The sequence below is a fragment of the Streptomyces sp. NPDC005574 genome (assembly GCF_040605435.1).
Lineage (GTDB): Bacteria > Actinomycetota > Actinomycetes > Streptomycetales > Streptomycetaceae > Streptomyces.
Window position 1 is genome coordinate 1 of sequence record NZ_JBEXCW010000029.1, and the last position, 13,997, is coordinate 13,997.

General features: G+C 72.4%; 13 protein-coding genes. 7 read left to right on the forward strand and 6 right to left on the reverse strand.

Annotated elements, in window-relative coordinates; all coding sequences use genetic code 11:
• The 3 genes from ABZT03_RS20085 to ABZT03_RS20095 all read right to left on the reverse strand — a co-directional run.
• Nucleotides 1-2,083, reverse strand: a 2,083-nt coding sequence (locus tag ABZT03_RS20085; protein WP_356041132.1) for a Tex family protein, incomplete at its 3' end; no start/stop codon positions are given.
• 173 nt (nt 2,084-2,256) lie between these two features.
• Nucleotides 2,257-3,126, reverse strand: a complete 870-nt coding sequence (locus ABZT03_RS20090) for a hypothetical protein (protein ID WP_356041134.1) — start codon at nt 3,124-3,126, stop codon at nt 2,257-2,259.
• A complete protein-coding gene (locus ABZT03_RS20095) occupies nt 3,123-3,893 on the reverse strand; it encodes an enoyl-CoA hydratase/isomerase family protein (RefSeq protein WP_356041135.1) in 771 nt (256 codons plus the stop codon). Before ABZT03_RS20095 ends, ABZT03_RS20090 begins: the two co-directional genes overlap by 4 nt.
• Before the next feature lie 144 nt (nt 3,894-4,037).
• On the opposite strand from ABZT03_RS20095, the gene ABZT03_RS20100 reads away from it, so the two are divergent.
• The gene (locus ABZT03_RS20100; protein WP_356041137.1) at nt 4,038-4,727 is read left to right on the forward strand and encodes an HdeD family acid-resistance protein; all 690 of its coding nucleotides are present in this window, start codon (nt 4,038-4,040) and stop codon (nt 4,725-4,727) included.
• Between the two features lie 175 nt (nt 4,728-4,902).
• The gene (locus ABZT03_RS20105) at nt 4,903-5,412 is read left to right on the forward strand and encodes an ATP-binding protein (protein ID WP_356041139.1); all 510 of its coding nucleotides are present in this window, start codon (nt 4,903-4,905) and stop codon (nt 5,410-5,412) included.
• A 93-nt stretch (nt 5,413-5,505) separates the two neighbouring features.
• Here the strand turns inward: ABZT03_RS20105 and idi are convergent, their stop codons facing one another.
• From idi to galE, 3 genes are all read right to left on the reverse strand, one after another.
• Nucleotides 5,506-6,099, reverse strand: a complete 594-nt coding sequence (gene idi, locus ABZT03_RS20110; RefSeq protein ID WP_356041141.1) for an isopentenyl-diphosphate Delta-isomerase — start codon at nt 6,097-6,099, stop codon at nt 5,506-5,508.
• A 238-nt stretch (nt 6,100-6,337) separates the two neighbouring features.
• Nucleotides 6,338-7,276 carry a cation diffusion facilitator family transporter gene (locus tag ABZT03_RS20115; protein WP_356041143.1) on the reverse strand — a complete coding sequence of 313 codons (939 nt, stop codon included), beginning with the start codon at nt 7,274-7,276 and terminating at the stop codon, nt 6,338-6,340.
• 144 nt (nt 7,277-7,420) lie between these two features.
• A complete protein-coding gene (gene galE / locus ABZT03_RS20120) occupies nt 7,421-8,392 on the reverse strand; it encodes a UDP-glucose 4-epimerase GalE (protein WP_356041144.1) in 972 nt (323 codons plus the stop codon).
• Nucleotides 8,393-8,669: 277 nt separating this feature from the next.
• On the opposite strand from galE, the gene ABZT03_RS20125 reads away from it, so the two are divergent.
• The 5 genes from ABZT03_RS20125 to ABZT03_RS20145 are packed head-to-tail and all read left to right on the forward strand — an operon-like array spanning nt 8,670 to nt 13,905.
• Nucleotides 8,670-10,469: a DUF5941 domain-containing protein gene (locus ABZT03_RS20125; protein ID WP_356041146.1), complete on the forward strand. Its 1,800-nt coding sequence runs from the start codon at nt 8,670-8,672 to the stop codon at nt 10,467-10,469.
• Nucleotides 10,466-11,218, forward strand: a complete 753-nt coding sequence (locus tag ABZT03_RS20130) for a phosphocholine cytidylyltransferase family protein (protein WP_356041147.1) — start codon at nt 10,466-10,468, stop codon at nt 11,216-11,218. The genes ABZT03_RS20125 and ABZT03_RS20130 overlap by 4 nt, the downstream gene beginning before the upstream one ends.
• Entirely contained in the window at nt 11,206-12,267 is a 1,062-nt protein-coding gene (locus ABZT03_RS20135; protein WP_356041148.1) for an iron-containing alcohol dehydrogenase family protein, read from the forward strand. Before ABZT03_RS20130 ends, ABZT03_RS20135 begins: the two co-directional genes overlap by 13 nt.
• Entirely contained in the window at nt 12,245-13,024 is a 780-nt protein-coding gene (locus tag ABZT03_RS20140) for a CDP-alcohol phosphatidyltransferase family protein (RefSeq protein WP_356041149.1), read from the forward strand. The genes ABZT03_RS20135 and ABZT03_RS20140 overlap by 23 nt, the downstream gene beginning before the upstream one ends.
• Entirely contained in the window at nt 13,021-13,905 is an 885-nt protein-coding gene (locus ABZT03_RS20145; RefSeq protein WP_356041150.1) for a glycosyltransferase, read from the forward strand. The genes ABZT03_RS20140 and ABZT03_RS20145 overlap by 4 nt, the downstream gene beginning before the upstream one ends.
• The last annotated feature ends 92 nt before the right edge of the window (nt 13,906-13,997 follow it).

Below are 13,997 nucleotides of genomic sequence, written 5' to 3' on the forward strand. Positions count from 1 at the left end.
CCCGCGGGTCCTTGACGAACGTCTTCGACATCGCGGAGACGTGCACGAGCCCGTCCTGGTGGACACCGACGTCCACGAACGCGCCGAAAGCGGCCACGTTGGTGACGACGCCCTCCAGGACCATGCCGGACGCCAGGTCGGAGATCTTCTCCACGCCGTCCTTGAAGGTGGCCGTCTTGAAGGCGGGCCGCGGGTCACGCCCCGGCTTCTCCAGCTCCTTCAGGATGTCGGTCACCGTCGGCAGACCGAACTTCTCGTCCACGAAGTTCTCGGCGCGCAGCGAGCGCAGCACACCCGTGTTGCCGACGAGCGAGGCCACCTCCTGACCGGAGGTCTTCACCATCCGCCGTACGACCGGATACGCCTCCGGGTGCACGCTGGAGGCGTCCAGCGGGTCCTCGCCGCCGCGGATCCGCAGGAAGCCCGCGCACTGCTCGTACGCCTTCGGCCCGAGCCGCGCCACGCTCTTCAGCTGGGTGCGGGACCGGAACGGGCCGTTCGCGTCGCGGTGCGCCACGATGTTCTCGGCGAGCCCCGAGGTGATGCCGGAGACCCGGGAGAGCAGCGGGGCGGACGCGGTGTTGACGTCCACGCCCACGCCGTTCACACAGTCCTCGACGACCGCGTCCAGCGAGCGCGACAGCTTCAGCTCGGACAGGTCGTGCTGGTACTGGCCGACGCCGATCGACTTAGGGTCGATCTTCACCAGCTCCGCGAGCGGGTCCTGCAGACGGCGCGCGATGGAGACCGCGCCGCGCAGCGACACGTCCATGTCGGGCAGTTCCTGCGAGGCGAAGGCGGACGCCGAGTACACGGAGGCGCCGGCCTCCGACACCATCACCTTCGTGAGGTTCAACTCCGGGTGCTTGTCGATGAGTTCACCGGCGAGCTTGTCCGTCTCACGGGACGCCGTGCCGTTGCCGATCGCGATCAGCTCGACCGCGTGCTCCTTCGACAGACGCGCCAGCTTCGCGATCGCCTCGTCCCACCGGTTGGCCGGGACGTGGGGGTGGATGACGTCGGTGGCGACGACCTTGCCGGTCGCGTCGACCACGGCGACCTTCACGCCCGTCCGGAAACCGGGGTCCAGGCCCAGCGTCGCGCGGGTGCCGGCCGGCGCCGCGAGCAGCAGGTCGCGCAGGTTCGTCGCGAAGACGCCCACCGCGTCGTCCTCCGCCCTGGTGCGCAGCCGCAGCCGCAGGTCGATGCCGAGGTGCACCAGGATGCGGGTGCGCCACGCCCAGCGGACCGTGTCCTTCAGCCACTTGTCGCCCGGGCGGCCGCGCTCGGCGATGCCGAACCGGTTCGCCACGATTCCCTCGAACGAGGACGGCCCCTCCGTCGGCTCCTCGGGCTCCAGGACGAGGTCGAGGACCTCCTCCTTCTCACCGCGCAGCATGGCGAGCACGCGGTGCGAGGGCAGCGCGGTGAACGCCTCGGCGAAGTCGAAGTAGTCGGCGAACTTGGCGCCCGCCTCCTCCTTGCCCTCGCGCACCCTGGCGGCCAGCCGCCCCCGCACCCACATCCGCTCGCGCAGCTCGCCGATCAGGTCGGCGTCCTCCGAGAACCGCTCGGTGAGGATCGCCCGCGCGCCGTCCAGCGCGGCCTGCGGGTCCGCGACGCCCTTGTCCGCGTCGACGAAGGCGGCGGCCGCGGCGAGCGGCTCGACCGAGGCGTCGGTGAGCAGGCCCTCGGCGAGCGGTTCGAGCCCCGCCTCCCGGGCGATCTGCGCCTTCGTGCGCCGCTTGGGCTTGTACGGCAGGTAGATGTCCTCCAGCCGCGCCTTCGTCTCGGCGGCCCGGATCCGGCCCTCCAGCTCCTCGGAGAGCTTGCCCTGCTCGCGCACGGAGTCGAGGATCGCGGTACGCCGGTCCTCCAGCTCGCGCAGATAGCGCAGCCGCTCCTCCAGCGTGCGCAGCTGGGCGTCGTCGAGCAGCTCGGTGGCCTCCTTGCGGTAGCGGGCGATGAAGGGCACTGTCGAACCGCCGTCGAGCAGCTCCACGGCAGCCCTGACCTGCCGCTCACGGACGCCGAGTTCCGCGGCGATCCTGCCTTCGATGGACCCTACGAGGGGTGTCGTCACGCCCGTACCGCCTTCTCACTGAGGTTGCGCGGCAATTGTGGCAGGTGACACCGACAGTCGGGGATCAGGGCGCACCCGGCGGCGGGGCGTCGACGGGAGTCAGCCCGGCGTCCCCGTGAGGAGCCCGAGGCACCGCCGGACAACCGCCCCCGCCCCCGCGCCGTCCTCGTCCCTCAGCCCTTCCCCACCAGGTCGGCCGGGTAGGCGCCCGCCGCGAGGGCCGCGCCCGCGAAGGCGCGGGCCAGGTCGGTCAGGCGGGCGACGCCCGGTGCCCCCAGGTGCTCGTAGGGGGCCCGGTCGAGTACGTCGGTGCGGTGCTCGATCTCCTCGCGCAGCGCGCGGCCCGCTTCCGTGAGTTCGCCGTACTGGTCGAGCAGCCCGCGCTCACGCAGCCGCCCGGTCGCCGCGTCCCAGTCCTCCTGGCTCCAGCCGCGGGTGCCGAAGACCCACTTCGGTGTCATGCCCCGGCCGGTCGCGGTGTGGGTCACCACCGCTTCCAGGCCGTCCAGGTCCGCCGCGATCAGCGCGGCCAGATGCCCGTCGCCGCGGTGCTCGCGCAGCAGCGTGGTGGCGTGCCAGTACGCGAGGTGCGGCTCGTCGGGGACCGGCAGGTCGGCGTGGGCGGCGTACAGCGGGCGCCCACCGCGCGAGCACGCCTCGGCGGCGCGCAGCGCCAGTTCCGCGGCCTCCGCCATCTCCGGGCAGGTCACCGTCTCCTCGCCGAGCAGGCGGCGCAGTGAGGCGTCGACGGCCCGTGTCCGGGCCGCCAGCACCTGCCCGGGTGCGGCGGTCTCCCACACCGCGGGGACGTGCCGCGCCACGAGTTCGTACTTGTAGTTGTAGAACGTGGCCGTCACGGCCCCGGCGCCGACCGGCCCGAGGGCGGCGGCCCGCACCGCGAAGTTGACGGCTCGGGGGCTGGTGACCCCGAGGGCGCCCAGTTCCGCGCCCAGCTCGGGGGCGAAGTAGTGCGTGGCGTGCAGCGAGTTGAGCGCGTTGTGGCAGCGGCGACCGGAGCGCGGGTCGAGAGCGGCGGTAGTCATGCCCCGTAGGATACCGACTGGTCGGTAACCGTCCAGGTGAACCGGGGCTGCCGTCGCTCCAGGAACGCCCCCACGCCCTCCGCCGTGTCGCCGCTGCCGGCCGCCTGGGCCGCCCAGTGGGCGTCGCGGTCCGTGCGCCCGTCGGCGAACTCCTTCGCCGCGGCCTGCGTCAGCTGCGAACGGGACGCCAGGACCCCGGTGAACTCCGCGACCCGCGCGGCCAGTCCGCCGGCCGGCAGCACCTCGTCCACCAGACCGGTGGCGAGCGCGCGCGCCGAGTCGATCAACTCACCGGAGAACAACAGGTACTTCGCGGTGGCCGGCCCCACCAGTGACACCAGTCGCCGGGTCGAGGACGCCGGATACACGATGCCGAGTTTGGCCGGGGTCACCCCGAACAGCGCGTCCTCCTCGGCGAACCGCAGGTCGCAGGCCGCCGCGAGCTGGGACCCGCCGCCCACGCAGTGCCCGCGGATGGCGGCGAGCGTCGGCTTCGGGAACGCGGCGAGCGCGTCCTCCGCGTCCACGGCCAGCCGCTGCGCCTCCCGCGGCGACCCCCGCAGCGTGGAGATGTCCGCCCCCGCGCAGAACGTCGTCCCCTCCCCGGTCAGCACCAGCGCCCGTACGTCCGGATCGGCGGCCAGCGTGTCGAGCAGCGGCGGCAGCGCCCGCCACATCGCGGCCGTCATGGCGTTGCGCTTGGCCGGATGGTGGACGGTGACGGTGGCCACCGAGTGGGTGACGCCGTGCAGCAGCTGGGGCTCCATGGGCCGGATGCTTCCACCCGCCCGGTGGCCGATCAAGAAGCCGCCGGTGAGAGTTACGGAACAGCGGGCAGGGGGACTAGGAGTGAGCACAAGGGGCCGGCCCGACATCAGGAAGGCGCCGGCCCCGACGACGAGGAGGCGCTGATGTCCACCAGGTCCGAGGACGAGGCGGCGAAACTGCACCGGGGCTTCGGCTGGCTCGCGGCCCTCGGGATCGTCCTCGTCCTCGCCGGTCTCGTCGGGCTCGTCTACACCGCGGTGGCGACCCTGACCTCCATGCTGCTGTTCGGCTGGCTGCTGCTGATCGGCGGCGCCGTCGGCCTGCTGCACGCCGTCCAGGCCCGGGGCAGCAACTTCTTCTGGCTCGGCGTCATCGTCGCGGCCCTCAACATCGCCGCGGGCGTGGTGGTGATCAGCAGGCCCGACGCCGCCGCCGAGACGCTCACCATGTTCGCCGCCCTGCTCTTCCTCACCGCCGGTCTGTTCCGCCTGGTCGGCAGCCTGGTGGTGCGTGGCCCCCAGTTCGGCTGGACCCTGATGCTGGGCGCCTTCGACCTTCTGCTGGGCGTCCTGGTGCTGGCGAACTGGCCGAGCAGCAGCCAGTACGTCATCGGCTCCTTCTTCTCCCTCGCCCTGCTCTTCGACGGGCTCGGCCTGATCGCGACCGGGTTCGGCGGCCGGCGCATCGTCGGCATGGTCACCGACCGGCTGGCCGCCGCCGAGGACATCCCGGCGGCACCGGCACGGGGCGCCGCCGCGGCGGACGAGGGGGTCGCGCCGGGAGGGGGCACCGTGGTCGATCAGGGTGTCACCAAACCCGTACAACCCGAATAGTTCGCCGAATCGGCATAAGCGGGGACAGGAACGGTCTCGAAGTCGACCGCTTCGTAAGCCCTCGGTCAGAAGTACTCGATAGGTGCTGACTTCTGTTCAGTCATCCGGAGTGAAGCGGCTCGGTACCAACACTCGACGTGTGGTGACAATCGAGCGCGAGGGTGGCGAACGGACAATGGACGATCATGGGCGCGGGCCCGACCCACGCCCAGCGGGTGGCGAAGCCGAGCCCGCTCGGCCGACGCCACCGGATCCGCTGCCGTACGAGGGCGTGTGGCGGTTCACCGCCCCCGCCGCCGACGTCTCCGTCCCGCAGGCCCGGCACGCCGTGCGGGACCTGCTGCACCGGCAGGGCGTACCGGTCTCGGAGGACCTGGCACAGGGCATTCTGCTGATCGTCTCGGAGCTGGTCACGAACGCCGTCCGGCACGCGGCGCTGCTGTCGCCGATGCTCGCCGTGGAGGTCGCCGTGGGCGCCGAGTGGGTGCGGGTGTCCGTGGAGGACAACCACCCCTACCGCCCCACCGCCCTGGAGGCCGACCACGCCCGGACCGGCGGCCGCGGCCTGCTGCTCGTGCGCGAGATCACGCGGGAGGCGGGCGGGGTGTGCGACGTGGAACACACGTCGAGCGGCGGCAAGGTGATCTGGGCCGCCCTGCCGCTCAGCTCCGCCCGCGTCCGCTAGCGATGCGCGAGCCGGTGAACCTTCCCGGCCGCAGCACCGGCCGCGTCCGGACCTTATGGCCGGGCGGCGCCGACGGTCGGACCGGGCCCGGGGTCACCAGCCGGCCGACGCCCCCGTCAGCTCACGGACCGCTGGCCGGGCCGCGTCCAGGACCGTCATGAACCACGCGGAGAAGGTGTCCTTCGCATGCCGCTCCGCGAGCTCGGCCGCGGTCACGAACGCCGTCGCGCCGACCTCCTCCGGGTCCGCCCGCGGCGGCGACTGCACGAGCCCGACGTAGAGGTGGTTGTACTCCTGCTCGACCAGGCCCGAGGCCGGGTCCGGGTGGTTGTAGCGGACCGTGCCGGCCTCGGCGAGCAGCGAGGGGGAGACCCCGAGCTCCTCGTACGTCCGCCGGGCCGCGGCCGCGAAGGGCGCCTCACCCGGGTAGGGGTGGCCGCAGCAGGTGTTGGACCACACGCCGGGGGAGTGGTACTTGCCCAGCGCCCGCTGCTGGAGCAGCAGCCGGCCGCGCTCGTCGAAGAGGAACACGGAGAAGGCGCGGTGCAGCTGCCCCGGCGGCTGGTGGGCGGCGAGCTTCTCGGCGGTGCCGACGGTCACACCGTTCTCGTCGACCAGTTCCAGCAAAATCGCGTCCACGGTGCCGTTCGACGAACTGTGCGTCGCGGTGGCAGGTGTGATCGGCATACCCATCCTTCGCATCGGTCTTCGCGCCCCAAGTCTGCCGTACGAATCCGGCACTCCCGGCACTTCGCGGCACCCGCATGTCCCGAGCGCGTCACCGGCCGGGCACCCGGAGTGGCGGCCCGGCAGGTGATCGTGCCCTGCGGGGTGGACGGGGAACCGTCCGCGGCGGGGCTGTGGGCGCAAGGACGCGTCCGCGCGCCGGACGGGTGCGTTCCGCGCCCCGGGCACCCCACCTGCCTCAATGGCACAGATGTGCCTCGTGTTCCGCGTGGCCGCCCGGTTCCAGCTGGAAGGTGCAGTGCTCCACGTCGAAGTGGTCGCCGAGGCAGCCCTGGAGTTCGTGCAGCATCTTCTCGTGACCGATCGCACTCAGTACGTCCGAGCGCACCACCACATGGGCGGACAGGACCGGCATCCCGGAGGTGATGGTCCAGGCGTGCAGGTCGTGGACGTCCTCGACGCCGTCCAGCGCGAGGATGTGCGCCCGGACGTCCGCCATGTCGACGTCCCGGGGCGCCGCCTCCAGCAGGACGTCCAGGGTCTCGCGCAGCAGCTTGAGGGTGCGCGGCACGATCATCAGACCGATGACCAGTGAGGCGATCGGGTCGGCGGCCTGCCAGCCGGTGGTGAGGATCACCGTCGCCGAGATCAGCACCGCGACCGAGCCCAGTGCGTCCGCCGCCACCTCGAGGAACGCGCCCCGCACGTTCAGGCTGTCCTTCTGGCCGCGCACCAGCAGCGACAGCGACACCATGTTCGCGACCAGGCCGATCAGCCCGAACACGATCATGAGCCCGCCCTCGGTGTCCGCGGGCGTCACAAACCGCTGGACCGCCTCGTAGAGGACGTAACCGCCGACCACCAGCAGCAGCAGGCAGTTGGCGAGGGCGGCGAGGATCTCCGCCCGGGCGTACCCGAAGGTGCGGTTGCCGGTGGGCGGCCGGTTCGCGAAGTGGATCGCGAGCAGCGCCATGCCGAGGCCCAGCGCGTCGGTCGCCATGTGCGCCGCGTCCGCGACGAGGGCGAGCGAGTCGGCGACCACACCGCCGACGATCTCGACCACCATGACGCCGAGCGTGATCGACAGCGCGATCCGCAGCCGCCCGCGGTACGCCGCGGTCGCCGTACCGCCGGCCGGCGGTACGTGCGCGTGGCCGTGATCGTGACCGGACCCCATGAAAGCCGCCTCCTGTGTCGCCCCGGATCAGTGAACTACGGCCGGGGGGTATCGGGCAACGCGGCACTGAACACCGTTGTCATGTGCCCTGACCTGCGGAAACGACGGGGCAGGTCAGAGCCGTCGCGGGAGTGTCACGAGCGCTCAGCCGCCGTGGTGTGACTGCCAGCCCCGCCACGCGGAGGCGACCATCTCGGGCACCCCGCGCCGGGCGCTCCAGCCGAGCTCCGCGGCGGCCAGGGCGGCCGAGGCGACCGCGCGGGGCGCGTCCCCCGGCCGGCGCCCCTCGACCAGGGCGGACCGCCGGTCACCGGTGACCTCGCCGATGAGGGTCACCAGTTCGCGGACCGACACTCCCTCGCCGCGGCCGATGTTCACCGTCAGGTCGCCCCGGACGTCCCCGCCGGCCAGCCGCCGGGCCGCCGCGAGGTGCGCCTCGGCCAGGTCCGCGACGTGGATGTAGTCGCGGACGCAGGTGCCGTCCGGCGTCGGATAGTCGTCGCCGAAGATCCGCGGGGCCTCGTCGCGGGTGAGCCGGTCGAAGACCATCGGGACGATGTTGAAGACCCCGGTGTCGGCCAGCTCCGGAGCGGCCGCGCCCGCCACGTTGAAGTACCGCAGGCACACGGTCGAGATGCCGTGCGCCCGGCCCGCCGCCCGCACCAGCCACTCCCCGGCGAGCTTGGTCTCGCCGTACGGGTTGACCGGCGCGCAGCGGGTGTCCTCCGTGATGAGATCCACGTCGGGGTTGCCGTAGACGGCCGCCGACGAGGAGAACACGAACCGCTCGATCCCGGCGCCGGCCACCGCGTCCAGCAGGGTGGCGAGTCCGCCCACGTTCTCCCGGTAGTACCGCGTGGGCTGCGCCACGGACTCGGCGACCTGCTTGCGCGCGGCGAGGTGCACCACCCCGGTCACCGTGTGCTCCGCCAAGAGCCGCTTCAGCAGGTCCCCGTCGAGCGAGGAACCGCGGACGAGCGGGACGTGCGCCGGGAGCCGCGAGGGGACCCCGGCCGACAGGTCGTCCAGGGCGACGACGCGCTCGCCGGCGTCGGCCATGGCCCTCGCCACATGGGCCCCGATGTATCCGGCACCGCCGGTGATCAGCCAGGTCATGGTCGCCCACCCTATGCCGAGGCCGCGGGGACCGGCGCAATGTCCCCAATGCCCGGGCTTGGGGGCGCGGTTTGTGGGCCGGGGCCCGGATCCCCGATGATGATCGCGGCAGGGGCTTGGGCGAACCACGTTGATCGGACCGCTGAACAGGCGGTGAACGCGGGCTTCCGGGCATCCGATAGCCTCTGCCGACATGCCGCCCGGCCGCCACCGGCGAGGGGCGCCCCACCACGCAGACGACCGGCGCCAGGCGTCGGCACCCAGGGAGTGAGTTCGGTTGTCGACCGCCATCCTCACCGGTCAGCCGGTCCCCGGATCGTCGATCGAGGGTGACCTGCGGTCCCTCGGTTTCGACGTACGGGTCGCCGTCGACGCCGTCGACGCCGAGGCGCTGCTCGCCCGGGTGCCCGCCGGCGAACGGGTCGCCGTCGTCGACGCCCGTTTCGTCGGCCACCCGCACGCGCTGCGCCTCGGCCTCACCGACCCCCGCTTCCCGCTCGCCGCGGTGCCGGGCGCGGTGACGGCCCGGCCCGAGGGCAGGCAGGAGCTGACCCGCGCGGTGGCCCGGGACAACTCCGCGGGCGGGGGCACGGCCCTCGCCGTCGACAGCCTCGCCGACCGCATAGTCACCGCCCTGGAGGCCGACGGCGCCGAGGTGCACCGTCCCGAGCTGGGCAGCCTGGTCGCCGCCGTGCCCGTGGACCCGCAGGCCCGCAACGAGGCACGGCAGGCCGTGGCCGACGTCGACGACGAGGCCGTACGCCTCAAGTCCGCGGTGAAGGCCCGCGACGGCTTCTTCACCACCTACTGCATCAGCCCGTACTCCCGCTACCTCGCCCGCTGGTGCGCACGGCGCGGACTGACCCCCAACCAGGTCACCACCGCCTCGCTGCTCACCGCGCTGATCGCGGCGGGCTGCGCGGCCACCGGCACCCGCGCCGGGTTCGTCGCCGCCGGCGTCCTGCTGATCGCCTCCTTCGTCCTGGACTGCACCGACGGACAGCTCGCCCGCTACTCCCTGCAGTACTCCACGCTCGGCGCCTGGCTGGACGCCACCTTCGACCGGGCCAAGGAGTACGCCTACTACGCGGGCCTCGCCCTGGGCGCGGCCCGGGGCGGCCATGACGACGTATGGGCCCTCGCGCTCGGCGCGATGATCCTCCAGACCTGCCGGCACGTCGTCGACTTCTCGTTCAACGAGGCCAACCACGACGCCACCGCCAACACCAGCCCCACCGCCGCGCTCTCCGACAAGCTCGACAGCGTCGGCTGGACGGTCTGGCTGCGCCGCATGATCGTCCTGCCGATCGGCGAACGCTGGGCGATGATCGCCGTCCTCACCGCCGTCACGACCCCGCGCATCACCTTCTACGTGCTGCTCGCGGGCTGTGCCTTCGCCGCGACCTACACCACGGCAGGCCGCGTCCTGCGCTCGCTGACCCGCAGGGCCACCCGCACCGACCGGGCGGCGCGGGCCCTGGCCGACCTGGCGGACAACGGACCGCTCGCCTCCTTCGTCGCGCGGGTCACCCGGGCCCGCCTCGGCGCACCGCTCCTGGTGGCGGCGGCCGGTACCGCGATCCTCGCCGTGGCCCTCTTCTCCGGCGCGACCTGGGCACCCGTCGCCGGCGCCGTCGTCTACGCCGTCACCGCGGGTCAGGCGCTGTACCGCCCCCTCAAGGGCGCCCTCGACTGGCTGGTCCCCCCGCTGTTCCGGGCCGCCGAATACGGCACGGTCCTGGTACTGGCGGCCCACGCGGACGTGAACGGGGCGCTTCCTGCGGCTTTCGGGCTGGTGGGCGCCGTCGCCTACCATCACTACGACACGGTGTACCGCATCCGCGGCAACGCCGGAGCGCCGCCGGCCTGGCTGGTGCGTTCCATCGGGGGACACGAAGGACGGACGCTGGTCGTCACCGTCCTGGCCGCGGCGCTCACCGCCGCGCAGTTCACGGTCTCGCTCACGGTCCTCGCCGTGGCCGTCGCCCTGGTGGTGCTCGTCGAGAGCATCCACTTCTGGGTGTCCGCCCACAAGGGCGGCGCACCCGCCGTACACGATGAAGGAGAACCCGCATGATCGGCCTCGTGCTGGCGGCCGGCGCCGGACGGCGTCTGCGCCCCTACACCGACAGCCTTCCCAAGGCACTGGTGCCGGTGGGGCCCGCGGGTATAGAGGACAGCATCACGGTCCTGGACCTGACCCTCGGGAACTTCGCCGAGATCGGCCTGACCGAGGTCGCGATCATCGTCGGCTACCGCAAGGAGGCCGTGTACGAGCGCAAGGCCGCCCTGGAGCAGAAGTACGGCCTCAAGCTCACCCTGATCGACAACGACAAGGCCGAGGAGTGGAACAACGCCTACTCCCTGTGGTGCGGCCGGGACGCCCTCAAGGACGGCGTGATCCTCGCCAACGGCGACACCGTGCACCCGGTCTCCGTCGAGAAGACCCTGCTCGCCGCCCGCGGTGAGGGCCGGAGGATCATCCTGGCCCTCGACACCGTCAAGCCCCTCGCGGACGAGGAGATGAAGGTCGTCGTCGACCCCGCCAAGGGCATGACGAGGATCACCAAGCTGATGGACCCCGCCGAGGCGACCGGTGAGTACATCGGCGTCACGCTCATCGAGGGCGACGCCGCCCCCGAACTGGCCGACGCGCTGAAGACGGTCTGGGAGACCGACCCGCAGCAGTTCTACGAGCACGGCTACCAGGAACTGGTGAACCGGGGCTTCCGCATCGACGTGGCGCCGATCGGTGACGTCACGTGGGTCGAGATCGACAACCACGACGACCTCGCCCGGGGACGGGAGATCGCGTGCCGGTACTGACCAGGCTCATCCCCTCGCCGGTCGTCGTCGACATCCGCCCGGGTGCCCTCGACGACCTGGCCGGGGTGCTCGCCGACGAGCGCGTGTCGCACTCCGGCAAGCTCGCCGTCGCGGTCAGCGGCGGCTCCGGAGCCAGGCTGCGCGAGCGCCTCGCCCCCTCCCTGCCCGGCGCCACCTGGTACGAGGTCGGCGGCGGCACCCTCGACGACGCGATCCGGCTGGCCGGCGACATAAAGGCCGGCCACTACGACGCCGTCGTGGGCCTGGGCGGCGGCAAGATCATCGACTGCGCCAAGTTCGCCGCGGCGCGCGTCGGCCTGCCGCTGGTCGCCGTACCGACGAACCTCGCGCACGACGGCCTCTGCTCACCGGTCGCCACCCTCGACAACGACGCCGGCCGCGGCTCCTACGGCGTGCCGAACCCGATCGCCGTCGTCATCGACCTCGACGTCATCCGCGAGGCACCGGTGCGCTTCGTGCGGGCCGGCATCGGCGACGCCGTCTCCAACATCTCCGCGATCGCGGACTGGGAGCTGGCCAACCGCGTCAAGGGCGAGAAGATCGACGGTCTCGCCGCGGCGATGGCCCGCCAGGCCGGCGAGGCCGTGCTGCGCCACCCCGGAGGCGTCGGCGACAACGACTTCCTCCAGGTGCTCGCCGAGGCGCTGGTCCTCAGCGGCATCGCCATGTCGGTCTCGGGCGACTCCCGCCCGTCCTCCGGCGCCTGCCACGAGATCAACCACGCCTTCGACCTGCTCTTCCCCAAGCGCGCGGCCGCCCACGGCGAGCAGTGCGGCCTGGGCGCGGCCTTCGCGATGTACCTGCGCGGGGCGCACGAGGACTCGGCCCACATGGCCGGGGTACTGCGCCGGCACGGCCTGCCGGTGCTGCCGGAGGAGATCGGCTTCACGACGGACGAGTTCGTCCGGGTCGTGGAGTACGCCCCCCGGACGCGCCCAGGCCGCTACACGATCCTCGAACACCTCGACCTCACGACCGAACAGATCAAGGACGTCTACGTCGACTATGTCAAGGCCATCGGTAGCTGAACTACGACCGGTCGTCCACCCCGCCGGGGTCAAGGACCGGCGCAGCGGTGAGCACTGGGCGGGACGCCTCTACATGCGTGAGGTGTCCCTGCGCATCGACCGCTACCTGGTCGACACCAGGATCACGCCCAACCAGCTCACGTACCTGATGACCGTCTGCGGCGTCCTCGCCGCCCCGGCCCTGCTGGTGCCGGGGATCGCGGGCGCCGTGCTCGGTGTGGTGATGGTCCAGCTGTACCTGCTGCTCGACTGCGTGGACGGCGAGATCGCCCGCTGGCGGCAGCAGTTCTCGCTCGGCGGGGTCTACCTGGACCGGGTCGGTGCCTACCTGACCGACGCCGCCGTGCTCGTCGGTCTCGGACTGCGCGCCGCCGACCTGTGGGGCCCCGGCCGGATCGACTGGCTGTGGGCCTTCCTCGGCACCCTGGCCGCGCTCGGCGCGATCCTGATCAAGGCCGAGACCGACCTGGTGGGCGTCGCCCGTCACCAGGTCGGGCTGCCCCCGGTCAAGGAGGCGGCCTCCGAGCCGCGCTCCTCGGGGATGGCGCTGGCCCGCAGGGCCGCCTCCGCGGTCCGGTTCCACCGCCTGGTGCTCGGCATCGAGGCGTCCCTGCTGATCCTGGTCCTCGCGATCGTGGACCAGGTGCGCGGCGACCTGTTCTTCACCCGGCTCGGTGTCGCGGTGCTGGCCGGCATCGCGCTGGTGCAGGCCGTCCTGCACCTGGTGTCCGTCATGGCCTCGAGCAGGCTGCGATGAGCGCCCGCACGAAGGTCGGCGCGGTCGTCATCACCATGGGCAACCGCCCCGACGAACTCCGCGCCCTGCTCGACTCGATCGCCAAGCAGGACGGCGACAAGGTCGAGGTCGTCGTCGTCGGCAACGGCTCGCCCGTCCCCGACGTCCCCGAGGGCGTCCGCACCGTCGAGCTGCCGGAGAACCTCGGCATCCCCGGCGGCCGCAACGTCGGCATCGAGGCTTTCGGCCCCGGCGGCCGCGACGTCGAGATACTCCTGTTCCTCGACGACGACGGGCTCCTCGCCCAGTACGACACCGCCGAACTGTGCCGCTCGGCCTTCGAGGCCGACCCGCGGCTCGGCATCATCAGCTTCCGCATCGCCGACCCCGACACCGGGGTCACCGCCCGCCGCCACGTGCCCCGGCTGCGCGCCGCCGACCCGATGCGCTCCTCCCGGGTCACCACCTTCCTCGGCGGCGCCAACGCCGTCCGTACGAAGGTCTTCGAAGAGGTCGGCGGACTCCCGGACGAGTTCTTCTACGCCCACGAGGAGACCGACCTCGCCTGGCGGGCCCTCGACGCCGGCTGGATGATCGACTACCGGTCCGACATGGTGCTGTACCACCCCACGACCGCGCCCTCGCGGCACGCGGTCTACCACCGCATGGTCGCCCGCAACCGCGTCTGGCTCGCCCGCCGCAACCTCCCCGCGCTCCTGGTCCCGGTCTACCTCGGCGTCTGGCTGCTGCTCACCCTGCTGCGCCGCCCCTCACGCTCCGCCCTGCGGGCGTGGTTCGGCGGATTCCGGGAAGGCTGGACCACACCCTGCGGACCGCGCCGCCCGATGAAGTGGCGCACCGTGTGGCGCCTGACCCGGCTGGGCCGGCCCCCCGTCATCTGACAAGCTCGTGTCCGAGAGCAGGCGGGCCCCACCAGGGCCCCAGGCTCACGCCATGTCCGCACAGGCCGGGCATCTCGAAGACGAAAGTTTCC